25 protein-coding genes are annotated in these 25,300 nt (G+C 45.7%); 11 read left to right on the top strand and 14 right to left on the bottom strand.

Annotated features, from left to right (window positions below):
* Positions 1–272: 272 nt before the first annotated feature.
* The 8 genes from EYS00_RS08645 to EYS00_RS08610 all read right to left on the bottom strand — a co-directional run bounded on the left by EYS00_RS08645 (position 273) and on the right by EYS00_RS08610 (position 8,452).
* Positions 273–638 carry an AraC family ligand binding domain-containing protein gene (locus EYS00_RS08645; protein WP_130636155.1) on the bottom strand — a complete coding sequence of 122 codons (366 nt, stop codon included), beginning with the start codon at positions 636–638 and terminating at the stop codon, positions 273–275.
* Positions 635–1,888 (bottom strand): allantoate amidohydrolase, encoded by a 1,254-nt coding sequence (locus EYS00_RS08640; protein WP_130636154.1) that lies wholly within the window; start codon positions 1,886–1,888, stop codon positions 635–637. Before EYS00_RS08640 ends, EYS00_RS08645 begins: the two co-directional genes overlap by 4 nt.
* On the bottom strand, positions 1,881–3,137 hold the full coding sequence (locus EYS00_RS08635; RefSeq protein ID WP_130636153.1) for an alanine--glyoxylate aminotransferase family protein: 1,257 nt from the start codon (positions 3,135–3,137) through the stop codon (positions 1,881–1,883). The genes EYS00_RS08640 and EYS00_RS08635 overlap by 8 nt, the downstream gene beginning before the upstream one ends.
* A gap of 15 nt (positions 3,138–3,152) precedes the next feature.
* Positions 3,153–3,971: a sulfite exporter TauE/SafE family protein gene (locus EYS00_RS08630; RefSeq protein WP_130636152.1), complete on the bottom strand. Its 819-nt coding sequence runs from the start codon at positions 3,969–3,971 to the stop codon at positions 3,153–3,155.
* Positions 3,972–3,984: 13 nt separating this feature from the next.
* A complete protein-coding gene (locus EYS00_RS08625; protein ID WP_130636151.1) occupies positions 3,985–5,565 on the bottom strand; it encodes a gamma-glutamyltransferase family protein in 1,581 nt (526 codons plus the stop codon).
* A 25-nt stretch (positions 5,566–5,590) separates the two neighbouring features.
* A complete protein-coding gene (locus EYS00_RS08620) occupies positions 5,591–6,775 on the bottom strand; it encodes an amidase (RefSeq protein ID WP_242618712.1) in 1,185 nt (394 codons plus the stop codon).
* A 94-nt stretch (positions 6,776–6,869) separates the two neighbouring features.
* The gene (locus EYS00_RS08615; RefSeq protein WP_130636149.1) at positions 6,870–7,439 is read right to left on the bottom strand and encodes a DUF924 family protein; all 570 of its coding nucleotides are present in this window, start codon (positions 7,437–7,439) and stop codon (positions 6,870–6,872) included.
* Between the two features lie 179 nt (positions 7,440–7,618).
* On the bottom strand, positions 7,619–8,452 hold the full coding sequence (locus EYS00_RS08610; protein ID WP_130636148.1) for a MurR/RpiR family transcriptional regulator: 834 nt from the start codon (positions 8,450–8,452) through the stop codon (positions 7,619–7,621).
* 270 nt (positions 8,453–8,722) lie between these two features.
* Here EYS00_RS08610 and EYS00_RS08605 point away from each other — a divergent pair, with 270 nt between their 5' ends.
* Entirely contained in the window at positions 8,723–9,331 is a 609-nt protein-coding gene (locus EYS00_RS08605; protein WP_130636147.1) for a CPBP family intramembrane glutamic endopeptidase, read from the top strand.
* Here the strand turns inward: EYS00_RS08605 and EYS00_RS08600 are convergent.
* Positions 9,321–10,370 (bottom strand): DUF3080 family protein, encoded by a 1,050-nt coding sequence (locus tag EYS00_RS08600; RefSeq protein ID WP_130636146.1) that lies wholly within the window; start codon positions 10,368–10,370, stop codon positions 9,321–9,323. The two genes, EYS00_RS08605 and EYS00_RS08600, sit on opposite strands and share 11 nt — an antisense overlap.
* A gap of 264 nt (positions 10,371–10,634) precedes the next feature.
* Between EYS00_RS08600 and thrS the strand changes: the two genes are divergently transcribed.
* The 4 genes from thrS to rplT all read left to right on the top strand — a co-directional run bounded on the left by thrS (position 10,635) and on the right by rplT (position 13,873).
* Positions 10,635–12,551: a threonine--tRNA ligase gene (gene thrS, locus EYS00_RS08595; protein WP_130636145.1), complete on the top strand. Its 1,917-nt coding sequence runs from the start codon at positions 10,635–10,637 to the stop codon at positions 12,549–12,551.
* Positions 12,552–12,646: 95 nt separating this feature from the next.
* Positions 12,647–13,186, top strand: coding sequence for a translation initiation factor IF-3 (infC, locus tag EYS00_RS08590; RefSeq protein WP_130636144.1), 540 nt, complete (start codon positions 12,647–12,649; stop codon positions 13,184–13,186).
* Between the two features lie 114 nt (positions 13,187–13,300).
* The gene (gene rpmI / locus EYS00_RS08585; RefSeq protein ID WP_012518091.1) at positions 13,301–13,498 is read left to right on the top strand and encodes a 50S ribosomal protein L35; all 198 of its coding nucleotides are present in this window, start codon (positions 13,301–13,303) and stop codon (positions 13,496–13,498) included.
* Positions 13,499–13,516: 18 nt separating this feature from the next.
* Positions 13,517–13,873: a 50S ribosomal protein L20 gene (gene rplT, locus EYS00_RS08580; RefSeq protein ID WP_130636143.1), complete on the top strand. Its 357-nt coding sequence runs from the start codon at positions 13,517–13,519 to the stop codon at positions 13,871–13,873.
* A gap of 71 nt (positions 13,874–13,944) precedes the next feature.
* Here the strand turns inward: rplT and EYS00_RS08575 are convergent, their stop codons facing one another.
* A complete protein-coding gene (locus EYS00_RS08575) occupies positions 13,945–14,790 on the bottom strand; it encodes a hypothetical protein (protein WP_242618711.1) in 846 nt (281 codons plus the stop codon).
* Positions 14,791–15,045: 255 nt separating this feature from the next.
* On the opposite strand from EYS00_RS08575, the gene pheS reads away from it, so the two are divergent.
* From pheS to EYS00_RS08555, 4 genes are all read left to right on the top strand, one after another.
* The gene (gene pheS / locus EYS00_RS08570) at positions 15,046–16,026 is read left to right on the top strand and encodes a phenylalanine--tRNA ligase subunit alpha (protein WP_130636142.1); all 981 of its coding nucleotides are present in this window, start codon (positions 15,046–15,048) and stop codon (positions 16,024–16,026) included.
* 13 nt (positions 16,027–16,039) lie between these two features.
* Complete coding sequence (gene pheT, locus EYS00_RS08565) at positions 16,040–18,427, top strand: phenylalanine--tRNA ligase subunit beta (protein ID WP_130636141.1); 2,388 nt, start codon at positions 16,040–16,042, stop codon at positions 18,425–18,427.
* A gap of 3 nt (positions 18,428–18,430) precedes the next feature.
* Positions 18,431–18,730 carry an integration host factor subunit alpha gene (gene ihfA, locus EYS00_RS08560; RefSeq protein WP_130636140.1) on the top strand — a complete coding sequence of 100 codons (300 nt, stop codon included), beginning with the start codon at positions 18,431–18,433 and terminating at the stop codon, positions 18,728–18,730.
* A 106-nt stretch (positions 18,731–18,836) separates the two neighbouring features.
* Complete coding sequence (locus tag EYS00_RS08555; protein ID WP_130636139.1) at positions 18,837–19,388, top strand: hypothetical protein; 552 nt, start codon at positions 18,837–18,839, stop codon at positions 19,386–19,388.
* Here the strand turns inward: EYS00_RS08555 and ybaK are convergent.
* Together ybaK and EYS00_RS08545 are read right to left on the bottom strand one after the other, a co-directional pair.
* Entirely contained in the window at positions 19,385–19,852 is a 468-nt protein-coding gene (gene ybaK / locus EYS00_RS08550; RefSeq protein ID WP_130636138.1) for a Cys-tRNA(Pro) deacylase, read from the bottom strand. The genes EYS00_RS08555 and ybaK overlap by 4 nt on opposite strands.
* Positions 19,849–22,161, bottom strand: a complete 2,313-nt coding sequence (locus EYS00_RS08545; protein WP_130636137.1) for a penicillin acylase family protein — start codon at positions 22,159–22,161, stop codon at positions 19,849–19,851. Before EYS00_RS08545 ends, ybaK begins: the two co-directional genes overlap by 4 nt.
* 89 nt (positions 22,162–22,250) lie before the next feature.
* On the opposite strand from EYS00_RS08545, the gene nagZ reads away from it, so the two are divergent.
* Positions 22,251–23,243 carry a beta-N-acetylhexosaminidase gene (gene nagZ, locus EYS00_RS08540; RefSeq protein ID WP_130636356.1) on the top strand — a complete coding sequence of 331 codons (993 nt, stop codon included), beginning with the start codon at positions 22,251–22,253 and terminating at the stop codon, positions 23,241–23,243.
* Between the two features lie 44 nt (positions 23,244–23,287).
* Here the strand turns inward: nagZ and EYS00_RS08535 are convergent, their stop codons facing one another.
* Both EYS00_RS08535 and EYS00_RS08530 read right to left on the bottom strand, forming a co-directional pair.
* Positions 23,288–24,082, bottom strand: a complete 795-nt coding sequence (locus tag EYS00_RS08535; RefSeq protein ID WP_130636136.1) for a DUF2145 domain-containing protein — start codon at positions 24,080–24,082, stop codon at positions 23,288–23,290.
* A 21-nt stretch (positions 24,083–24,103) separates the two neighbouring features.
* Positions 24,104–24,451, bottom strand: coding sequence for a hypothetical protein (locus EYS00_RS08530; protein ID WP_130636135.1), 348 nt, complete (start codon positions 24,449–24,451; stop codon positions 24,104–24,106).
* A 113-nt stretch (positions 24,452–24,564) separates the two neighbouring features.
* Between EYS00_RS08530 and EYS00_RS08525 the strand changes: the two genes are divergently transcribed.
* On the top strand, positions 24,565–25,299 hold the full coding sequence (locus EYS00_RS08525) for a helix-turn-helix transcriptional regulator (RefSeq protein ID WP_130636134.1): 735 nt from the start codon (positions 24,565–24,567) through the stop codon (positions 25,297–25,299).
* Position 25,300 lies beyond the last annotated feature (1 nt).

Below are 25,300 nucleotides of genomic sequence, written 5' to 3'. Positions count from 1 at the left end.
CAGGCTGCATCAGTATGGTGCTATTTATGAAAAATGCGCCATATTGGCGCAATGCCGGTCAGCTAGCAGGGGACGATATAAGCGAGGGTAAGTGACAAATTTTTTACGGCCGCCCTTGGCATGGATGCCGAGGCCGAGCCCCATGGAAGGGTTTACTGCGTGCGGTAAAAAGTTTGTGACTTGCCCTCAGTGAGATCGAGACAACCGTTCTGCGCTTAAATTACTTGCATCACGCCATATTGGCGCATCTTCTAGGAAGTAATGAATAGTTGTTAAAAGGTAACACTGTCGTCAAGGGTGACAAAAATTGAGTGTCGCACTTCATTGTACATCGCTTTAGAACAATGACCTTCACCTTCGGTGTCTTCAAGCAAAAGTACATCACCCGCACCAAATACATGACGCTCGCCGTTAGACACAGTGAACTCTGCGCGTCCTTTGATGATGAAAAGTAGTTGTCTTGCAGGTGCCGGATGCCACTTGAAATCATAATCGGCAGGAGTTTCACGAAATATGATTTTTCCTGCCGCATACTTCTCTGAGAGTAGGCCGATTGGTCCGCCATCTGCAAGTGGTATTTCTACCTCGCCGAAGTGACTCTTTCCCTCTGCGTCGTTATATATCCGTTTTATTATCACGCTGATTCTCCTGTGTGTCTTTTTCCAATATTAATAATCGAATGGTGCAGAGCTTCAACCGTGTATCTCACATCGTCTACTGTGATGGACTCACCAGGATGATGACTGATCCCACCTTTACAGCGAGTAAACAACATGGCTACTGGACAGATAGAGGCCATAGCCATGGCGTCATGACCGGCGCCTGAAGGCAATATTCTTGGTGAAACACCGCTTTGCGCTACACCGTCAATCATGTCGCTTTTCAGTTGTGTGTCACAATGAACTGCGTCTGCACTATGCGTTTGTTGTATGTCGATAGCGATATTGCGCTTTTCTGCAATGGTATCGAAAGCTTGCAATATATCTGCCAATACCTTGTCTCGCTTATCATCTTGCTCGCTGCGAATATCTAAGGAAAAAGACGTGCGACCTGATATCACATTGACACCGTTTGGCGCATTCTCAATTTTGCCGACGGTAGCAACCACGTCACGCGCTGAACTTGCGTGAGTTTCTACCGCGAGTATCATTTCTGATACTGCACATAACGCGTCATGACGCATCTCCATTGGGACTGTACCAGCATGGCCAGCCATACCCGTTACCGTAATGTTGAAGCGTTTTGCACCCGCAATAGCACTGACAATGCCAATCGGAAGGTTTTCATTTTCGAGTATTGGACCCTGTTCAATGTGAATTTCTAGATACCCAAGAATGTTTTCCGGTGTCAGAGTTGCCGATTCAATATTTTCAAAGGAGGAGCCAAAAGAGACAAGCGCATCAGCCAAGCTGATACCCTGTTCATCAGTAAGATCGCGCCAAGATTCTTTCCATTCGCCCGTTAGTGCAAAGCTACCAAGCAGGGTAGAACCAAAACGAGTGCCTTCTTCGTCACCAAAACCTACTACATCGATATGAAAAGGAAACTGAACTTGGTCTCGACTGAATTGCGCAATTAAACTGATTGGCGCAATGACACCCAACATTCCGTCGTATTTACCGCCGTTTGGAACGGTGTCTAAATGGCTACCAATGATTAAGCGAGGAGCATTGGCATGACTAGCATTGTAACGCCCCCATTGGTTACCAGCAGCATCTTGCCACGTGGTCATTCCCGCTTCTGTCATCCAGCCAGAGACTAGACTGTTGGCTTGCTTATGCTCTTTGGTTAAGTAGCGCCTATCCAAACAAGTGGATTGCTGGCTTATATTTCCCAATGCTTCACAGCGAGCCATTATCTCTTCTGCAGCAATCTCGAAATCAAGCATTCGAAGAAGCCTCGTTATACACCGCAAGTGCGGCATCTACACCAGCGCCAAAAGGCATTGCAAAACCCTGCATTCTGAGTGTGGTTTCAAGAGACTGCAAAGTATGTAACACCGCATCTTCACGTGCGTTGTAGCCCATGGTACCAATGCGCCAGATTTTTCCTTTTAGAGGACCAAAGCTGGTACCAATTTCAATATTGAAGCGAAGTAGAAGGGTTTCGCGAACGGCTTCACCATGCACTCCGTCAGGAATAACCACACCCACAACATTGTTCATCTTATTTGCAAGATCACCAAAGGGGGTTAAGCCCATGGCTTGTACACCTGCTAACATGGCGTCTCCCGCCACTTTGTGACGAGCGATAACGGCATCTTGGCCTTCCTCTAGATGCACGCGAGCGCATTCTCGTGCACAGAACAGCATGCTCGCTGCTTCGGTATGGTGGTTGAGTCGTTCTTCGCCCCAATAATCCATGATCATCGGTAAATCGAAATAGTTTGAGCGAATACGAGGTCCCAGAGCGTCAACGTGATGTGCGTCTCTGATACCCGCCTCAACGTGATGACGTTTTCTTACTAACTCTACAAATTTGTCACTCATAGTAACTGGCGCGCTTCCCGAAGGCCCACCCAAACATTTTTGTAATCCCACAGACACTGCATCAAGATGCCATGCGTCTGTTTCAAAAGCATTCCCGCCAATAGACGCCGTAGCATCGCTATAAAACAATACATCGTGTGCTTTACAAATGGCGCCGATGTCAGCGAGAGGTTGAAGCATAGTCGTAGAGGTATCGCCTTGAACGACTGCGAGCATTTTAGGCTGCACACGTTTGATCGCTTCTTCTATTTGTTCAGGCTTGAACACTTCACCCCAAGGTACTTCAATGGTGTGTACTTCTGCATCTGCGCGCTGTGCAATTTCAGCAAGTAAATGACCAAAGCGTCCAAATACGGGGACGAGCACTTTGTCGCCGGGTTCAATTGCTGACACTAAAACGGCTTCAATACCCGCGCGAGATGTACCGTCAATCAGTAGGGTTTGTTGGTTATTGGTATTGAATACCTGACGGTACAAGGCCATCACATCGTTCATATAACCTGTCATGACTGGGTCATATTGACCCACCAACTGAGTCGACATAGCAGTGAGTACCCGTGGGTAGCAATTTATAGGGCCGGGGCCCATTAATAAGCGCGGTGGAGGAGAAAGTGGAGCAAAGTCTGAAGAAGCGTACAAAGACGTCATGAAAACACCTATAAGTTAAAGCACAGCTTGCGCAAGCATGCGCACGCCAGTGATGATTAGTACAACAGCGAATACTTTTTTGAGCATGCCTGCGTCTAGTCGGTTAGCGATATTGGCGCCAATGGGCGCGAACAATACCGTGAGAGGCACAATACAGGCGAAGCCAAGTAAGTTAACAAAGCCTATGGTTGCGAAAGGGGCGTCTGCTGGTGTTTCACCAACAAACAGGAGTGTGATAGCCGCTGGTAGCGAGATAATTAATCCTACCGCCGCAGCTGTGCCTACCGCGCGATGTGCTGGGTAGTTGCAAAACGTTAAGGTTGGTACAGTGAGTGTACCGCCGCCAATACCCACTAGTGAGCTAAACAGTCCTATACACGCTGCCATTATCGACTGCCCAATACGACCGGGGAGGCCACCAAAAAGGGCATCTTTTTTACCTAAAATCATATTGATGGCAGAGAGCGTGGCGATTACACCGAATAGAATCGTTAAGTAAGTCGCATTGACTACAGTAACCGCGTAGCTGCCCAATAGCACGCCTGCAAATATGAAAGGTGCCCAGGCTTTGAGTAATGGGAAATCCACATTGCCCTTGGCGTTATGGGCCCTTATTGAGCTAATTGAGGTAGGTACAATAGTGGCCAGTGACGTTGCCGTAGCAATGACCATTGCACTTTCGGCAGATACACCAAGGGCCTGAAACAAGAAATAGAGCACTGGTACAATGACAATGCCACCCCCTACACCGAGCATGCCAGCAAGTAGACCAGCGAAAATACCAGTGCCTATGAGTGATAGTATGGTTGGGAGGTTATCTAAAATAAACTGCATTGGTATTGGCTCTTTAAGGTTTTACATTTACAAAGGCTTTGCCATCACTGCGCGGATCGCTCGCTGCACTGACACTGCCTGTTGGAGTTCGAATAACGGCGCCTGCATGACCCATAAGCTCATTACATGGGTCAACCATGACGGTATCGTGCCCGCGAGCGACAAGGTCTTCGCCAACGTATTCTGCTAAATCTCGCTCAAGTTTTAGGTTGTGACTCTCATCGCCCCAGGTGCGACCAAGAAGCCAACGGCCCAACGCAATCGCCTTATCAATCGGTTGATTGTGATAAATATGTCGTGCAAACAACGCCGCTTGAGTTTGTGGTTGACCTTCCCCACCCATAGTGCCGTAGCTCATTCTTCTGCCGTCTGATAGCTCAGCAAAAGCGGGGTTAAGTGTATGGAATGGCTTGAGTCCCGGCGCTAGGTATTGATTACTTGACGGGTCCAAAGAAAACGACGTACCGCGATTATTCCAAACAATACCAGTTTGTGGACTTACTACCCCTGAGCCAAACTCCCAGTATAGGGATTGAATGTAACTCACCATTCTACCCTCACTATCACACGCACCCATCCAGATGGTATCGCCAAGTTTGGCAACGTGAGGCCACGGCTGTGCTGTGTCGAGTGAAATGTGTTTTACCATTTCCTCTAAACTTTCATCCGTCAACAATGATTCCAGGTTTACTGGTGTACGTGATGGGTCAGTAACATTGGCATTACGAGCAATGAACGCTTGTTTGGTACACTCAATCAGTAAATGCACCATGTCCGCATCGGTAGTACCAAGATGCTGAACTCGGTCGTAAAGGGCTAAAATAATTAAGGACGCTACGCCTTGGGTTGGCGCCGGTAAGTTGTAAATTTTTCCCTTGCTAGTGGTAACTCCCAGCGGTGTAACTCGCTTAGCGCGATAGTTGTGAAAGTCTTCTATGGTGATAGGGGAGCCAACTGCGGCAAGGTCAGCGGCTAGCGTTTGTGCCATTGCACCACGGTAGAAATCGTCTAAACCATTTTCGGCTAAGTGCTCAAGGGTTTTGGCTAGCTTAGGCAGCTTCACTATTTTGCCTTTCTTTAATGCCTTTCCCTTAATTAAAAACTGAGCAAAATTCTCATCAGAGGACAAGTCATCAAAAGTTTTATTGCTTGCATCAGTGAGGCTTTGAGTAACTTCAATACCCCACGTAGCTTGGTTGATTGCAGTATCTAAAAGGGTCTTTAAAGGCAGTGGCTGTTGCCATTCTTCACTGATTGACAGCGCTTCTTGCCAGCCGGCAACAGCACCTGCCATTGTTAGTGCAGCTTTAGGTCCACGACTAGGGATAGCATCTAACCCTTCGTACCATGATGGTGTAGCAGCTTTAGCACTCACTCCGGCAGCATCTATTCCAATGGGGGCTTTCCCTGGCTCACTAATAAGCCAGAAACCATCGCCACCCAGACCATTCATGTGTGGGTACTCAACGGCAATTGATGCTGCAGCTGCAACCATGGCCTCTATGGCAGTACCGCCTTTTTCCAATATATCTAAACCCACTTGGCTTGCAGCAAAGTGCGGTGCAGTAAAGGCAATATTAGGTGATTTGTTCATTATGTGTGTCCGTAGGGTTAAAAGTTTACTCGCCTTCGGTGAGTCGCTTTGCTGTTTTTATTAGTGCGAGCTCACTGTTACGCTTCCCGATCAGTGATATTCCACAAGGAGCGTCTTGTACGCTAAACAAGGGCATATGTAACTGGGGAAGGCCAACCAGACCGGCTATTGCGGTCATTGCCAGTAAGGCATTTCTGTCGTTGGCAAGTGTTTCTGCCGAGGCATCACAGCGTGGTGCTGGCCCCGGTGTTGTTGGTATTAGAATAGCGTCAACTTGAGTCAATAGGCTATTGAGTGCATCAATCACAATTTGTTGTTGCGCTTTGGCGTTCGAAACATCCTCAGTCGTAATGGTCTTGCACCAGTCAAACCGTGTTTGGATATCTAGGGCAATATCAGGAGATGTTTGTGAAATCCATTCACCGTGTTGCTGCCAAATTTCTGCACCCTGCAAAACTCTGAAGGTCGCTGCGGTTTGGAGTTTAATCGGATCAAGTGCTATGGGAACTAACGATGCTTCGCTCGTAGACTCCACTGACTCCAACCAATGGGTAATAAGCGCACTATGGGCAACAGATGAATTGAGTGTATCCACAATGCCTATTTTAGTGATCGTCTCATGTGCATCATGCTTCGACATGTATTTTGAATTCTCGAAACAGGTGCTGGTCACTGCTTCCATAGTATCTAAATCACGGGTCATCCAGCCAATGGTGTCGAAGGAAGGGGCGAGTGGAACCATGTTGTCACAAGGAATCGCAAATTGTGTGGTACGAAGCCCCCAAAGCCCTTGATAGCTGGCTGGAACTCGAATTGAGCCGCCTGTGTCAGTACCCAATCCTACATCAGCAAGGTGTGATGTTACTGCAACTGCAGAACCTGAGGATGAACCGCCAGGAATATGAGCAGGTGCAGCTGGATTCACCAAAGGCGCATAATGTTTATTTTGTCCGTGAAGGCTGTACGCCAGTTCATCAGTAATTGTTTTACCTGCAAAGATACAACCAGCCTCTAACAGTCGCTCAACTGTGGTATTGGTCGCGGTTGGTATTGGATGTGTGGCTAACCAATCGGGGTTTCCGGCTGCTGTAGGTAAGTCGCTCATGTGAAACAAATCTTTCACTGCAAGCTTGTATGAGTTCAGCGGCGCTTCGGGTGATGATTTTGCTGGAGCGCTGTAGCTCGGCGTTTTTACGAAAGGAGTAGACACGGTTCTCGAAATGATGACTGAATAATAACTATCATGAAACACCTGTTTCTAAAATGTGTCAAGTGAAACTGGTGTTTCTTTTTTTGTGTGGGGTCTATTTGGCGAAAACTTCTTTATTACTTGCTAAATAATCCAATTCTGCTTGGGTTGATTCACGTCCCAGCACTTTATTCCGGTAAGGATATCGACCAAACTCTTTTATTAAGGCAATGTGTTGTTTTTCAAAGGCGAGTTGTTGCTCGAGCCCCGGCATTGAAAATAGCTGAAGTGCCACGTCGTGCATTGCGAGCGATTCGCTGTGCATAAATGGCATGTATAGAAATGCGCACTGTTCAGCGGTTAATGCTTTATCTGCTTCTACGCTTATTGCTTGCTGTGCCAATATAAGTGCCATGCCGTCGAATGCGAAAGCATTTGCGGAATTTCGGTATAGGTTGCGAGAAAACTGGTCTAACACAATGATCTCAGCTAGGCGTCCTCTGGGTGTGGTGCGCCAATGCCAGAGTTCGCCATGAGTTGCGGATTTATGCAGAGGTAAGAATCGAGAGGCAATAGTACGATCTATGGCTGGTTCTTGGGTAAACCATTGTTGTGGGGTTAAAGTCTCGAACCAAAAGTTTAGCACTTGGTTTGCTTCTTCTACGATAAGGTGTGCGGTTTCCATACTAGCTTACTTCCTAGGTGCACAATCACCATCACTCACATAACTGGTGATTCAAAGGGCCAAACAACATAACTTCTTGGTAGAACCCAAATTTTATTGTTGTTATATATTCAGCGCTAGTATTGCGTAAAAAGTGAGCAAAGGGAAGAGGGTAGTATCCCCCGTGGCTTGACCAGAGCTTATTGTGCGGAGGGCGCTAGCTCATTCATTTCGTTGTAAGAATCTCTAATTGACTCAACACGCTCCACTGCTTTATCTCCCAACAGGGAATAACTCACATTACACAGACAAGAGAGTAAACTCATGGGAGCAGCGTAGCTGTCGAAGGGAGCGTCGTTCCCTACGTGGCATACTAACAAGTGGTTAACTTTGTCACGATATTGTTGGCCGGTAGGGTCTGTAATTAATACCACCCGCTGTTGAGTAAGTTGATCTAGCAATACATTAAACCGTTGAATACGACGTCTGAAGCCAAACAAAATCACGATGTCTTTCGGTGAAATGTCGATGATGTCTTCACTCAACGTCTGTCCGGGTTGGGGGAGTAGGTGCACATTGGCGCGAATTTGCTTTAATTGCTGGCGCAAGTGCAGCGCAAGCGGGAAACCGTTTCTAAATCCAATAATATGTACCTGTCTACTGGTGATAAGCTCCCTAGCGATAGTATTTAATTGATTGTCATCGATATTCGAGAACGTACTGTTTACGTTGTTCAACTCGCTGTCAAGCATCGGGGTGTTGGTAGATGAGCGAGCTAATGGTACACCCTCTTCGCGCAACGTATCTAAAGCTAGTTTTGCTTCTTGATGGGAGGCAAAGCCTAGTTGCCTGAAAAATCGGCTTACCGTGGCTTTAGATGTGTTGGTATTTTCTGCTAACAGCGCAGTCGACTGGGTAATGACAGCAAGGGGGTTCTTTTGTAGGTAGTTTGCGATAGTTTGCGCTGAGGGCGACAGACTTGGGTAGTGCTCGGCGATACGTTCGAGCAAGTTCGTTGTTGTTATAGATGTCATAAACCCGACTACATACTAAAAAGACCTTGTGCACCGAAAACTACTTTAAATCTTCTACTTTGCCAACTAACAAAACTCACTGGCACATACATTTCGTCAATGACCAGCAAATATCGCTGTATATTTTTTGAGTGTTTTATATACTTCATAAAAGTGTCATAGCAGTGACATGTATGTGTGAATTTTGGTTTTGAGTGAGTGATACACGTGCCTAATAGTGTTCAAATTACAAAGGTGAGTAGTTTTCGCTACTGGTATTTATGGTCAGAAATGACCGTGATTTTTTGTGTGCTTCCACTCTCTGTTTACATGCTCATTGGCGAAGTTGCTAGCTATTTGATGGTGATGCTGTTCTCTGTAGGTGTAATTTGCCTCTGTGTATTGTTGGTTGATAAACAGTTCAATCGTCAGCGCTTAGTCAATTGGCGGTTTGAAAAATCTCAACTCATTTCTTGTTTGTCTTGGTTTATTCCACTGTCGGTGTTGATGAGTATTTCATTGTATTTCATCGCACCTGAAGAATTTATGCGTTGGCCAATGCAAGAAACAGGGTTATGGCTTACGACCCTTATTGTGTACCCCATTGTGTCGGTTATCCCTCAGGAACTCATTTTTAGGACGTTCTTTTTCCATCGATACAAACCACTTTTACCATCTAAGTACACCCGTTGGGGCGTGAGTACCTTCTTATTTGGTTTAGCGCATGTGGTATATGGCAACTGGATTGCTGTGATTTTATCGTGGTGCGGTGGTGCGCTATTTGGCTACCGATACATAAAAACACGCTCGACACCGGCGGTGGTACTAGAACACACCTTATGGGGAAGCTTTCTATTTACTGTTGGTTTTGGGTCGTATCTCGTTGTAGCTACCCGCTAACTGTGGGAGATAGGTTGCAGCGAGCAAGAAAGGTTTGCCACAGTTTTACATGTTGCTCTACTGCGGATTGATATTCAGCAAAGCCAACGCTGTGATTCCCTTCGATAAACGCTTTAAACTCCACACTCAAAGTGGGCTCATCTAACCAGGTGCTAAACACAGGGTCTATTTTGTAGTGTAAGGCGGTCAGTTTACTTGCCACAGGTTGAACTTGTTCTATAAAGAAAAGATAAAATACGTTCCTTAGAATTTTGGCCGTGTCGCTGGGCCTACCGTCTTCACAGTTCACCTCGGGAAGCGCCGACGACAGTGATGAATTCAACGCTAACAAATGACTTGTTATCAATGACTGCTCGTTCCAAGTAGACGCTGGAAACCGTACCTTTTGTAATTCATATAAATGGTTTTCTAATTCAATGACATTTTCCAGAACTATGGTCGCATCTTGCATTCCAGCGATTCTGCTATTGAGTTTGTCGAGGTAGAAGTACCCTCTTAATGCAGCATCTTCACTGGCGTTTACCTTTAAGCTTTGTGTTAAAGACGCTCTAACATCTTGACTAGACTGTAGAAAGTTGCCCCAACGATAAGACAGTTGGCTTTCCTTCGCTAATCGCCAAGACCGCAGTTGCTCATGAATACTGGAGGATGGCGGAGTTATCGCTTCACAGTCTCGAAGTGCCTTCACAAGAGACAGCTCATAGATAAGTTGTTGGGATGGTAGTTGTACCTTACCCAAGGCGGTATTTTTATTAGCCACCAAGGTTGATAATTCACATTGTCGCAGTGAGAGCAGTTCAGTTATTTCAATGCTAATGGATGGCAGTGTCTTCACCATTTGTGAAGCTGGGGGCAATTGGTACTCTGGCTGAGCAGCGGGTGATGGAGTATCGATGTCCAATACTCTGCTCAAACGACTAGCGTATTCGTCAAGACTGCTATTTAACTGGGATTTATCTGCACACGACGCCAACAAGCAAGAGCAGATCATTATTAGTGTAATCGCTCTCACTGATCTTTTTCCTTCTCGTTTGTCCATCGTGACCTCATTTTCTTGCTAGCAACTACCAGTGGGTTTTACGTTTTCAACGCAACTTTATACGACAGTAACTTTCCTTTTAGTTTACACAATCTTACCAATTTCATTGCACAGAGGTATGAAGTCGTTATAATCCACCTAATCCGTTGGCGTTGTTGCATAACGCAGCGAGATTTTAGTCAATAGCACCCGTTAGAGGGTGTTTTTTTATGGTTTCATATACAAGTGGCACAGTGTAGGTGTCACCACTGTTAAAGGACAATTATGCCAGTTATTACTCTTCCTGACGGAAGCCAACGCGCTTTCGAAAACCCCGTATCTGTACTTGACGTAGCAAACGACATTGGCCCTGGTTTAGCCAAAGCAACCATTGCAGGTAAAGTTAATGGTGAACTTGTAGATGCTGTTGATATGATCGCATCAGACGCACAGCTTCAAATTATTACCGCAAAAGATGACGAAGGTTTAGAGATTCTGCGCCACAGCTGTGCGCATTTATTAGGTCACGCCATCAAGCAGCTTTGGCCCAATACAAAAATGGCCATTGGTCCAGTTATCGACAACGGTTTTTACTACGATGTTGATATGGAAGAGAGTATCACCCAGGAAGACTTGCAGAAGCTTGAAAAGCGCATGCTTGAGTTAGCTAAGACTAACTACAGCGTTATTAAGAAAACGGTCAGCTGGCAAGAGGCGCGCGATACTTTTGAAGGACGCGGCGAAAGCTACAAAATGGAAATCTTGGACGAAAATATTAGCCAAGATGATAAGCCGGGTTTGTACCACCACGAAGAATACATCGATATGTGTCGTGGCCCTCACGTGCCTAATATGAAGTTCTGTCATCACTTTAAGTTGATGAAAGTGGCTGGAGCATATTGGCGTGGTAACAGCGATAACAAAATGCTTCAACGTATTTACGGTACGGCATGGGCTGATAAGAAGCAGCTAAAAGCGTATTTACAGCGCTTGGAAGAAGCTGAAAAGCGTGATCACCGTAAAATTGGTAAGTCACTAGATTTGTTCCATTGGCAAGAAGAAGCTCCGGGCATGGTGTTTTGGCACAACGATGGTTGGTCAATATATACAGAACTTGAATCTTTCGTCCGTCAAAAGTTACGTGAATATGGTTACGATGAGGTAAAAGGTCCACTAATGATGGACCGCAGCCTGTGGGAAAAATCAGGCCATTGGGACAAATACGCAGAGAACATGTTCACGACTGAGTCGGAAAAGCGAGAGTACGCTGTTAAGCCGATGAACTGCCCTGGTCACGTACAAATCTTCAATCAAGGTCTTAAGTCTTACCGTGACCTTCCATTGAAAATGGCGGAGTTTGGATGTTGTCACCGCAACGAGCCATCTGGTGCATTACACGGACTAATGCGTGTTCGTGGCTTTACTCAAGATGACGCTCATATTTTCTGTACAGAAGAGCAAATTTTAGAAGAAGTAAGCGAATGTATTCGTATGGTATATGAAACTTACGCTGCTTTTGGCTTTGAAAAAATTGCCGTTAAGTTATCGACTCGTCCAGAGAAGCGCGTAGGGGCGGATGAGATTTGGGATAAATCAGAAGCTGCATTGGCCGATGCCCTGAAGGCTAATGATATTGAATTTGACTATCAGCCGGGTGAAGGTGCGTTTTACGGGCCTAAGATTGAGTTCACCCTACATGATTGTCTTGATCGTGCATGGCAATGTGGAACGGTTCAGCTAGACTTCTCTATGCCAGGACGCTTGGGATCGACTTACGTTGCCGAAGACGGCGAACGCAAAGTACCGGTGATGATTCACCGTGCAATTTTGGGGTCGTTGGAGCGTTTCATCGGAATTTTGACCGAAGAATTTGCGGGTTTCTTCCCACTTTGGTTGGCGCCGCAACAGGTGGTTGTGATGAATATCACCGACTCACAAAGCGAATATGCCAATAATTGTGTAAAAAAACTGCAAGAATTCGGTTTTAGAGCCAAGTCTGACTTGAGAAATGAGAAGATTGGCTTTAAAATCCGCGAGCACACATTGAAGCGTGTTCCATACATGCTCGTTGTTGGCGATAAAGAAAGAGAATCTGGCCAAGTGGCAGTGCGTTCTCGCCGAGGTGATGACTTAGGGTCTATGCCGATTGAAGACTTTATTGCCTTAGCTCAGCAAGAAGTTGCTGAGAAGACTATCAAATAGTCGATTCCGTGAATTCACGGTGGTGCCTGTAGTTGCAAAACAAAGAGTAGTGAGTAACTGCAGGCAAAAGAATTAGTTTTTTGGAGGAATAGCACATTAAAGGCGCTAACAACAAGGCTCAGGGCGACAAAGCCCGCATTAACGATGAGATTAAAGCCAGAGAAGTTCGATTAATTGGCAGTAGCGGGGAACAGGTAGGTGTTGTTTCGTTAAACGAAGCTACACAGGCTGCGGAAGAAGCAGGCCTGGATCTTGTAGAAATCAGTCCAAATGCCGAGCCGCCAGTCTGTAAAGTTATGGACTACGGCAAATTCCTCTTTGAAAAAAGTAAGGCTCAAAAAGAGCAAAAGAAAAAACAGAAGCAAATTCAGGTCAAGGAGATTAAATTTCGCCCTGGCACTGATGAAGGCGATTACCAGGTCAAACTGCGCAACCTGCGTCGCTTTCTTGAAGGTGGTGATAAAGCCAAAGTTACGATCCGTTTCCGCGGACGTGAAATGGCGCACCAAGACATTGGTATCGAACTTTTAAACCGTGTTAAGACGGATTTGGAAGACGTTGCCAACTGTGAGTCTTTCCCACGTCGTGTGGAAGGACGCCAGATGATCATGGTGCTAGCCCCAACTAAGAAGTAGTAATGGTCTAAAGTTTTCAGGAATCTGCACCCTGAAACACCTTGCTGCAAATATTAACCGACAAACGGTGACTGCACACCCAAGTCGATACTTAAACAATGCGGAGTTTTAGCAATGCCTAAAATGAAAACTGTAAGCGGTGCCGCCAAGCGTTTCAAGAAAACGGGTTCTGGCCGCTTTAAAAGCAAACAGTCTCACTTGCGTCACATTTTGACCAAGAAGAGCTCTAAGCGTAAACGTCACCTTCGTGGCAAAAAACTGGTTCATGATTCTGATACCAAATTGGTTCAGCGCATGTTGCCTTACGTATAAGACTTAGGAGACTGATTAATGGCTAGAGTAAAACGCGGCACTATCGCACGTGCTCGTCACAAAAAAGTCCTCAAGCAGGCAAAAGGTTATTACGGTGCTCGTTCACGTGTTTATCGCGTAGCGGTACAAGCCGTAACTAAAGCTGGTCAATATGCTTATCGTGACCGTCGTCAGCGCAAGCGTCAATTCCGTCAACTATGGATTGCACGTATCAACGCTGCGGCACGTCAAAACGGTATGTCATACAGCCGTTTCATCAACGGTTTGAAGAAAGCGTCTGTCGAAATCGATCGTAAGATCCTTGCTGACATCGCAGTTCATGACAAAACAGCATTCAGCGCACTAGTCGAAGCGGCTAAAGGCGCGTTAGCTTAATTTTAACTAATTAAGTTTAAGTTCTTTCGGGAAACGGCGAGCAGGATGCTCGCCGTTTTTCGTTTCAACGATCAGTTGCTATCTATCGGCGACGACAAGTTCACCCCCGCACTCATATACATATCGTCATAGGCCAAACCACCATTCCCGTAGGGCTTTTTGATGGGGCCTGTGTTGGTGGTCGACAGAAAGTATCGCAAGGGTAGTTCTCGTTTCATTCTAAAATCCGCACTGGTGTACACCAGCGTTTGGACGTCAAATTCTCCACCTTGCATGTAGACATCATAGCTTTGACCGCCGTCATCTAGCGGAGCATTATTAATGACAGTCCACACTGAATACCACGTACCTTCTTCCATCACTGATGCATCTTTACCGGTCTTGGGGTTGATAATGTTTTGGTATTGACGGTATTTGTCGTCACTGTCGACCTTGACCATAAAAACGCCGGTGTTTTTGTATCCGTTACTTTCAAATTTGTCGGTTACACGCAGAGTTGGTTCAAATGCGTTGTAGGCGAGTTCCTCGATGTTTACAGGCGTCTGATTACTGAGCCCAAAGGCGTGGTTATTTGGAAAGTTTTCTACGTTAATGCGGGTGTAAAACGTATAGGTTTCGCCAACGGGAATAGACGTTGGTAGTTCAAGGTAGCTCAATGCCTTTCTGTTGCCCACAATACCATCCTGTGCAGGTTTTTTGAGGAGGTAGTGGTTACCGTTATCTTCCATTCGAATTTCGGTAACTTGCGGATTTTCAACAAAGGGGTCTGTCTCGTTTTGGGTATCAACAAGATGCCACTGTGTTAAATGGCCCGATTCGAAATTGTCTATGAGCTGCCACTTGTCTGATTCAGCAGCACACAATTGAGCGCTCACCACAAACGTAAAGCTGCAAAGAGTTGGATATTTTATGTTCATATTGTAGGGGACTTTGTTTTTCTTTCACCATGACGAAATTTTGAAAAATGCGCAAGATTTTCTTTTATAACGGGAAAGGTAAATATCGCGCAGGCGATTTTTACACTTATTTGATGAAAATCAGTCAATATCAGGTAACTAGGGTAGCCGTAGACTTCGTGACTCGTGTAAACTAGCGGCTTTATTTTCAGGCAACCCCTGTACTGTGTATATTGCCGATTTGGCGAACCAGTCATCATGTGAATTGAGGAAAACATGGAGCTTGACGCGATTATCAATCAGGCACAAAGTCAGATTGACGCTGCTGAAGATGCAGCCACACTCGACCAAGTAAGAGTCGAATTTATGGGTAAGAAAGGTAAACTTACCGATTTGTTAAAAGGTCTTGGTCAACTTTCTGCAGAGGAACGTCCTGCTGCAGGTCAAAAAATTAACCAAGCCAAGCAAGCTATTCAGCAAGCGATTTCTGTCAAAGGTGAAGCACTAAGAACCGCAGAGTTGAATCGTAAACTAGAAGAAGAAGCGGTCGACGTTACTTTACCCGGGCGTACTGAACTGCCGGGTAACCTGCACCCAGTGAGCCGTACCATTGCTCGTATAGAGTCTTTCTTTGGTGAACTTGGTTTCTCTGTGAAAACGGGCCCTGAAATCGAAGACGGCTTCCATAACTTTGATGCGCTGAATATTCCAGCGAATCACCCGGCACGTGCCGACCACGATACTTTCTACTTTAATCCAGACATGATGTTGCGTACACAAACATCAGGTGTGCAAATTCGTACTATGGAAGCGGAAAAACCGCCCCTTCGCATTATTTCGCCGGGTCGCGTATATCGAAACGATTACGATCAAACGCACACACCAATGTTCCATCAGGTAGAAGGTTTGATGGTAGATAAAAACGTCAGTTTCACTGAGCTGAAAGGGATCTTGCACGATTTCCTGCACCACTTCTTCGAAGAGTCGCTAGAAGTGCGTTTCCGTCCGTCTTATTTCCCATTTACTGAGCCTTCAGCTGAGGTTGATGTGATGGGTAAAAACGGTCAATGGTTGGAAGTATTGGGCTGCGGTATGGTCCACCCCAATGTATTGAAAGCTGTGGGTATCGACCCTGAAGAATACACCGGTTTTGCCTTTGGTATGGGCGTAGAGCGTCTGACTATGTTGCGCTATGGCGTAAATGACTTACGCGCGTTCTTTGAGAACGATCTTCGTTTCCTTAAGCAGTTCAACTAAGGCAGAGTAAAGCATGAAATTCAGTGAAAAATGGTTAAGAGAGTGGGTTAATCCATCACTTTCAGCGAGCGAACTGTCTGAACAGTTGAGCATGGCAGGACTCGAAGTCGATGGCGTAGACCCTGTAGCTGGCGATTTTTGCGGCGTTGTTGTGGGCGAAGTGGTTGAGTGTGGTCAACACCCTAATGCAGACAAACTTCGTGTCACCAAAATCAATGTAGGTGGTGAAGAGCTACTTGATATTGTTTGTGGCGCACCAAATTGTCGCCTAGGCCTAAAAGTAGCCGTTGCCGTTGTCGGTGCAGTGCTACCTGGCAACTTCAAAATTAAAAAAGCGAAACTTCGTGGTGAACCATCGTTCGGTATGCTGTGCAGTTTTTCAGAGTTGGGTATCAGTGACGATCACGATGGTATTATTGAACTACCGCTAGATGCGCCAATTGGTCAAGACATTCGCGAATACCTTGACCTAGATGATAATACTATTGAGGTTGATTTAACGCCTAACCGCGCAGATTGCTTAGGTATTCGCGGTATTGCTCGTGAAGTTGGTGTGTTAAACAACCTAGATGTTTGCGAGCCGAACATTGCTCCAGTAGCAGCAACTATCGAAGACAGTATCTCTATTTCCTTGAACGCACCAGAGGCTTGCCCTCGCTATCTTGGCCGCGTACTTCGCAACGTCGATGTCACTGCTGCTACGCCGTTGTGGCTGAGCGAAAAGCTGCGTCGTTGTGGAATTCGCAGCATCGACCCTATTGTAGATGTGACTAACTTTGTGTTGCTTGAACTAGGTCAGCCAATGCATGCCTTCAACTTGGCAAGCATCGATGGCAACATTAACGTGCGCCTAGCGAATAAAGATGAAGCACTTACGCTGCTTGATGAAACTGAGGCCAAGCTAAGCGAAAATACACTAGTTATCGCCGATGATAACAAAGCGTTAGCGATTGCAGGTATTTTTGGTGGCTTACACTCTGGTGTAAATGCAGAAACCAAGGATATCTTACTTGAAAGCGCCTTCTTCAGCCGCGATGCCATAATGGGACGTGCCCGTCAATATGGATTGCATACGGATGCATCACATCGCTATGAGCGCGGTGTCGATCCTCTACTACAACAAGCTGCAATGGAACGAGCGACCGCTTTGATTCTAGGGATTTGTGGCGGTGAAGCTGGTCCAGTAGTAGAAGCTGTGGATGAAGATTCACTCCCAGTACAAGCAAATGTGGTATTTCGCAAAGCCCGTTTGAGTCGCGTGTTGGGCATCGACATCGATGATGGAAAAGTCACAGAGATTCTAACTCGTCTTGGTTTAAGTGTGACAGAGACAGAGCAAGGGTGGGAAGCTGCTGCTCCAAGTTATCGCTTCGATATTGCTATTGAAGAAGACCTTATTGAAGAAGTTGCTCGTGTATATGGCTATAACAATATTCCTAATGTGGCACCTGTAGCAACCTTGGGTATGTTGCCGTCTAAGGAGTCAGAACTTCCTTTGGCAAGCTTTAAGTCATTACTGGTTAGTAATGGCTACAATGAAGCGATTACCTATTCATTTGTAGACCCTAAAGTACAATCTGCTTTGTTCCCAGATATTCAAGGTATGGTGCTTCCGCACCCTATCTCTGCTGACATGTCAGTAATGCGTGTTAGCTTGTGGACGGGTCTTTTACAAGCGGCAGCTTACAATCAAAAACGTCAACAAAATCGGGTACGTATGTTCGAATCGGGTTTGCGTTTCTTACCCGATGAAAATGCGCCTAATGGTGTATTGCAACAGCCAGTAATTGGTGGTGTAGTAGCCGGACGTCGTTATGAGGAACACTGGGATAAGGAAGACGCTCCAGTTGATTTCTTTGATGTAAAAGCTGATGTGGAAGCGTTACTCGCGCTAACGGGAAAATCAGGCGAAATTAGCTTTGAAAAAGCACAGCACAGTGCACTCCATCCAGGAATGTCTGCAAAAATTTTGCTTAATACCCAAACAGTTGGCTATATTGGAGCTATACACCCACAATTTTCTAAATTGCTCGGTGTAAACGGTAGAGTTTTTGTTTTTGAGCTAGAATTAGAAGCGATAACCGACAGAAACTTACCGTCGGCAGTACCGGTATCGCGCTTCCCGTCAAACCGTCGTGACATAGCTGTCACGGTGAAAGATGAAGTGCATGTAGGAAATATACTTTCTTACATAGAAAAATTTGGCGTAAATCAACTAGTTGGCCTAAACTTGTTCGATGTGTACAAAGGAAAGGGAATTGAACCTGGTTACAAGAGCCTTGCTTTGTCACTTCATTTACAAGATCCAGAGAAAACCTTGGAAGAAGCTGAAATTCAGCAAGCTGTAGATTTCGTGGTAAAAGCTTTGGAGTCTGAGTTTGGGGCTGCGTTAAGAGAGTAAACTATGGCATTGACCAAAGCCGAGATGGCTGAACACCTATTCGAGAAGTTAGGCATTAACAAACGAGATGCAAAAGAACTGGTAGAGCTTTTTTTCGAAGAGATAAAAGGCGCTTTGGAATCAGGTGAGCAAGTAAAACTATCAGGTTTTGGAAACTTTGACCTGCGCGATAAAAACGAACGTCCTGGCCGTAATCCAAAAACCGGTGAAGACATTCCTATCAAAGCTCGTCGAGTGGTAACCTTCCGTCCTGGTCAAAAGTTGAAAAGCCGTGTAGAGAATTCATCTCCTGTAGATGAGTAAGCTGAGGGCTTTTTAACCACTAAAAGAGCGAGGTTACTCGCTCTTTTTGTTTTCTTTCCTCGTTCGTGTAAAGTGGACGCATGTTCACTTTATACTGGATCCTATTTTGAAAAAGCCTTTGTTGTTAGCCGCAATCCTTGTCGCCATGGTGTGCGCTTGGTTTGTATATTTGTCTGTTGACGCATCCCGCACACAAACTGAAGAAGCTTATGTCCCTGTGATATCCGTCATGGATATTTTAAGTGCTTCAGATTTGCAAGCTGGGGTAAAAGAGGCAGTTCAATCAGGACAGCTTTCGTTGGTGGATGAGTGGTTAAGTAAGGCACTTGAAGTGGGAAAGGCAGCAAAGTTGTCTCAAGATGACTTAAATTACCTGCAATCGGCGCAAAGCAGAGAATACGTTATTTTTACTGCTAAACGCGCATTATTTAATGATGCTTTTGAAGTCAGATATCTCAACCTCGAAGGTATTGATGATCTCAAAGCTATGTATCCGGAAGCGCAGGATTTATTTCCCAAAGCTGAGAGCCTGCTAGAAAAAAGAGACAGTATTATCATGCAAATTGCCTCCACCCTATCGCCCAGTAGTCCCCCCAATGAAGAGACTATAGCGTTAGCAAAAGAGCAATGGAAATCACGAGCTACAGTTACCAATTAGTCGGTGATAGAAGCTTGTAGCCCTCGTGTCATTTTCAGTAAGTCTGAAGGGGCAAGTGCTATTTCTACGCCCCGTCTACCACCACTTACATAAATACGGGCAAAGTCATTTGCCGAATCATCCAGAACGGTTTTGAGTGACTTTTTTTGCGCTAAAGGGCTAACACCACCAAGTATGTAACCTGTGGTATTTTCTACATGGTTAGCTTCTGCCATGGCTACTTTTTTAAAACCAAGCGCCTTGGCGACTTTCTTAAAATTGAGCTTTTGGGCCACGGGCACAATCGCTACCGCCAATTGAGCGTTGTCGTTGGTGACCACAAGTGTTTTAAATACTTGTTCGCACGGAACGTTCATTTTCTCGGCCGCTTCTAACCCGTAGGCGTTGGCATTTGGGGAATGATCAAACTTAACCACCTCATGTGGAATCTTTTTCTTTTTAAGTAAATTGATTGCTGGGGTCATTCTGTTTTCGGGTACCAATGTCGTACAGCTTCGATAGCTCCAGGAAGGAGTGGTGTAGCAGCCTGAGTAACATAATCGTCAAAGCCGGTAGTGTAGTAAGGCGATAGAGGGTGACCAGATTGTCCACCAGGTAAGGTCAGTATGGCATCTTCTAAGTGCCCGGGGCTAACGAATAGACGCTGGGATGCACCAAAGCTGCGACCCTGCACTGATGGCATATATGTATCGCCAAAGCCTTCTACTTGACGCATGTTGAGCTTGTCGCCAACGATAGGGATTTGAGCGGCGAATGGGTGCACAACCGTTAGCTTATTTACGTTCCCCCAACGTAAGGTACTGAAGTCTTCACTCTCACCATATTTTTTAAACAGCTCTGTGCGGCTATGCTCATAGGTCGCTATCAGAAACTCGTTATAGGTTGCAAAACCATCAGGTAACCATGACTCAGGTTGGGTCGCGAGGATTTGCCAAGCAGCTGGCTCTATGCCTCTTAACAAAGATCTGCTCCGAGCGCCTGCGTCATCGACTTGCGTTAATATAGGGCCGAACAATGCTTGAATGACTGAACGTCTAAAGTGTTTTACTAAGGTGTAACCCACTGAATCTGCACACGCACATGCCCCCCATTGTGTGAGCAGCGCTCTGTCTCGCGAAAAATCACTACCACCGTCTTGCACTGTGTTAATTAACAAGCGATGCCATGTCGAGAGAAAGGCCGCATGATTGTCGAGTTGGATAGCGTAGAAGTCGTTTTCGTTAAATGTTGATTTTTCGAATAGCCTGTCTCGGATTTGCAGCCCTCTTGCACCTAATGCATAGCCTCCGTCGCCTAATCTGTCGTAGTCGTTGGCAGATATTACACGGGCATTCGCTGTCCAGATTCGACCGTTTTCTGGGTTTTGATATACGGGTAAATCAGTGGTTCTTTGCAGCGTTGTTGACGATGCTTCACTTTGGGTTATGGCTGTAAAGCTTGCTTTGTCTCGCTCTAATACGGCACCGCCGGGCGTCCAAGCAGCGTTACCTTCGGCATCCACCATGACCAGATTCTGCGTTGGAATTGAAATAGAGCGTCCAACAGCAATGGCGTCATCCACGGTAAGGGCTTGGTCCATATTATTCACAGTTAGGTTAACCGCAAAGGGTTGATGCGCTACCCATCGCAGCGCGTACTTTTGACCGTTGGCTTCTTTCACAGGACCAAACTCACTCAATTCAAGTTCCATGGACTCCTTGCCATTTGGAAGCATGATATCTTCTGTCACGGTTTGCGTGGTAGCTTCGGAAGAAAGTAGTACCCAATCAACATTGTCTAAATTTGCATTCGTAAAACCCCACGCAACATTGTCATTCGTTCCTACAATGATACCGGGTAGGCCGGGCAGGGAAACGCCAGTCACAGAAACTGAAGATTGATTGATCTCGTAATTGAGCTGGGCACGATACCAGATAATGGGTACGCGCAGACCCAAATGCATATCGTTAGCAAGCATAGCACTGCCGGTGTCAGTCAATGCCCCAGTGACTGCCCAGTTGTTACTGCCAATATCCGGAGGCTCTGTGCCTGTGTACCTCGCTTGCTCGTCTTCATTAGAGCTTATGCGGAGTTCTTCTGGAAACTCTGGTACTCCCATGGTGTAGGGCGCTAACACGCTGCCATCGAGTGCCGCTTGAAAATTACTGGGCTGTGTCATGAATTGATAGATATGCTCGCCAAATCTGTCCTTCAGCACTGTTCTTGCCAAGTCATGATTGATTTGACCACCCTGTAAATCCAGATACATACTAAATGCGACCAGAATACTGTCTTCAGGTGTCCACTTTTCTATATCTCCCCCTAGTGCCAGATACTCAAAGGGTTTTACTGAGTATTCATTGATTGCTTCGTTAACCCCTTGGGTGTAAGTAATAAGCAAATCTTTCTGCCACTGAGGAAGGTACTCGAAAACCCGTTTCGCGCGGGCGCGAAATTGATGAAACCGCGCTTGTTTATCTACAGACAATGCAATGCGACCAACGAGGCTCGACAATTCGCCAGCAGCGGCTTTGCGTTGAAGATCCATTTGGAACAGTCGGTCTTGCCCATGAGCAAACCCTAAAGCGTAAGCAGCGTCCGCTCGGCTTTCAGCGTTGATGATGGCATGACCAAGACTATCTCTGGCAAGCGATACAGGGGCAACGACATGGGCTGATGCGTCATTTCCCTCTAATCGAGGAAGGCTGAGTCTCACTGAAAAATAAACGCCTAACAAAGCAATAACCACTAAGGCAATTACGCTTAAAACCAGCCACTTAATCCAATTAAACACGTGAGTTACTCCGCTTTTTTCTCTATCCTATCGGCACAAGATATAAAGTTAAAGTATTGTTTGATGATGAGGTACCTATGGGTCCATTAATGCTTGATTGCCAAGCCGAAGAACTTAGTGCTGAAGAGAGGGAGAAGCTAGCACACCCTGTGACTGGCGGTGTGATCCTCTTTAGTCGCAATTATGCAGACCCTAAGCAAGTAGCCGCACTGATTAAAGATATTCGCTCTAGTGCTAAAAAGCCCATACTCATTGCCGTTGACCATGAGGGTGGTCGGGTTCAGCGGTTCAGAGAGCACTTTACGCAACTACCAGCGATGGGTGCCATTACCGAAGTTGCAAAAACTTCTCAAGAAGCAGAGCAGCTTGCTAAAGCCTGTGGCCTTGTGATGGGATATGAACTTAAGCAGTTGGATGTGGACTTTAGTTTTGCGCCTGTACTCGATGTTAACGGCATTTCTGAAGTAATAGGCGACCGCGCGTTTAGTGACTGTCCTCAGCAAGTGATCACGTTAGCAAGCGCCCTAATCGATGGGTTAGATGGGATGAGTATGCCTGCCATCGGAAAACACTTCCCAGGACACGGCAGTATTGCGCCTGATTCTCATATTGCACTGCCTGTTGATGAGCGTAGTTTTGGCGATATTCAAGCTTTGGATCTGGTGCCTTTTACATCACTTATTCGCGATAATCGCTTAAGTGGAATTATGCCCGCCCACGTTATTTACAGCCAAGTTGATAGCCAGCCTGCTGGCTTTTCTCGTGTATGGTTGCAAGAGATATTGCGAGAGACTCTGGGATTCAAGGGGGCTATTTTTTCCGATGACTTGTCTATGCATGGAGCGAGTGTGGCTGGTGACTATGTAACTCGAGCTCATGTCGCTCTCGATGCGGGGTGCGATATGGTATTGGCGTGTAATAACCCTAAAGGAGCAGAGCAGATCTTGGATGCTCTATCTCATGATATTTCTACACCTAAGTCACTCATGACTATGTATGCTAAAAAGCTGGATGGCGCCGCCTCTGGTCTATATAAAGAGGCGAAACAACGCATTCTAAATGCCTTTGGTGATACTGTTTAAGTACTCTTGATGAGCAGACATGCAGTCTGCTCTATCCACGTTTGCTATTCTGCCCGTTCCACGATATTACTTTCAGTTATATCCACAACCCTGGTCGCTAAGTCGTATTCATTCATAAAGCGAGCAATGGATGAAAAGGTGGCTGTTTTCACTTTTCCGTGATGATCACTCAGGGTAACACCGTCTGAAAATAGGCTACCTAATCCCAGTTTAAAACGACTCATATGTACCCGTTGTGGTTCGAAGTAAGCTTGATTGTTACTTTTAATTCTAGAAATATCCGTAGTATCGTAAATAGCTGCTTGCAGCATATCTAGCGTAAATTCAGTACAGTTTTGCATTTCACTGTTGAGCGGATTTGCCACTACCGAATAGTTGGGGTTGTGTAGTGAAAGGTGTTGCTGGCTGGCAACTAGGTTAACTAGCTTTTTTTGGAGTTCTGGCGTAGGGATGATAACGCCAGCTTGCATTACTTTCGCCCCCCAAAAGAAATCTACTGGGTAATCGACGATAATATCACTGGTGCCCATGTCATTCGCTCTTTGATACAAGTTGTGAATGGCATATCCATAGGCCGTCTCGCCATTATCTAGTTGAATGGTTGAGTAAATCGCCACCGCCGTATGGGTGTATTTAATGCCTTTTGGTAGCTCACTCTCAGGTCGACCTGTTCGGCCAATAATAAACGCGTATGCACCTTGATTAGCAGCGTATTGCTCCACTTTTTTAGAGAACTCAATGATGGTTTCAGGTGTGTAGCTAGGTTTAGCGGTTGCCTGGCTACCAGCGGTCGTTGGGAAAGCTAGAAAAGATATGATAATTGCAATGACAAAGCGCATAGTTAATCCTTTTAGCGAGTGTTAGTTGTCGTTCATTTCGTCAGACTCATCCATGGCTTTAGACGGCGGAGGGTCACGAGTGATAACGGTATCTGTTAATTGTAATGGCGCTGGCGAGTCGTCTTCTAAACTGCGGTGTGAATCGTCAATAGCACTATCGATACTTTCTAGAGCTACAACGGTGGCTAACGTCCCTACAATCACTGGTGCTGCGTAAACGGCACTGGCAACTGACACTGCCGTAGAAGTTCCTTCTACACTGGCAAGTACACTGTGTTTACTCGCTGTTTGACTGTGATCAACAGAGTCATCAGCAATGGCATTTAGGCTGAACCCAGTTGCGATTAGCGCGATAAGTAGTTTTTTCATGTTTCATTCCTTTTCACTGAAGTTGAACTAACACTAGCCGTCGGTATGAAAAATGTAAACTATTACCTTTTTTGTAGTATATTTCAGTACCCAAGGTATAAATATATAATACTATGAGTCAAATTAAAGCGGCTATCCACGTTATCAAGCTTCACCTTAAACAACGGGGTATTACCTACAAAGACTTGTCATCGAGACTAGAGCTTAGTGAAGCGAGTGTTAAACGATGCTTTTCTCACAATAGCTTTACTCTCGAGCGCTTAGAGCAAATTTGTGATGTTCTGGGAATGACCTTAAGCGATGTATTTATCGAAGTCGTTCAACAAGAACCGCAATTGGAACAGCTCACAGAAGCGCAAGAATATGAACTCTTGAGTAATCCTAAGCTTTTATTAGTAGCGGTATGCGTGAGAGATGGGTGGGCGTTTGAGGATATTATTAGTCATTACGCCATCAGTGAACATGAGGGAATACAATTAATGGCCAAGTTAGATAACTTGCGATTGATTGATTTTTTACCGGGCAATCGTTATCGACTTCTACTTACCCAAGATTTTCGTTGGATCCCCAATGGGCCACTTGAGCGTTTTATGGAACAGGAGGTTATGGTGAAGTTTATGGCACCAAAAAAGAACGAACAATGGATGTTCCGTTTTTATCTTCGCGGCCGCTATTCTCAAAGTTCTCTTGATATTATCCAGCGAAAGTTGAATACACTCACGAAAGAGGCGGCGGCATTAAACGAAGAGGATGCTAGGTTACCCATAGAAGACAGAACACATACTGGATTACTTATGGCAATGCGCCCGTGGGAGCCTTCTCTTTTTGAACAAATGAGAAGGCGTTAGG

The organism is Alteromonas sp. KUL49, from assembly GCF_006538345.1.
Classification (GTDB): Bacteria; Pseudomonadota; Gammaproteobacteria; order Enterobacterales; family Alteromonadaceae; genus Alteromonas.
The sequence above is the reverse complement of the archived record's forward strand: the minus strand, read 5'-3'. Positions and strand labels throughout refer to the sequence as shown.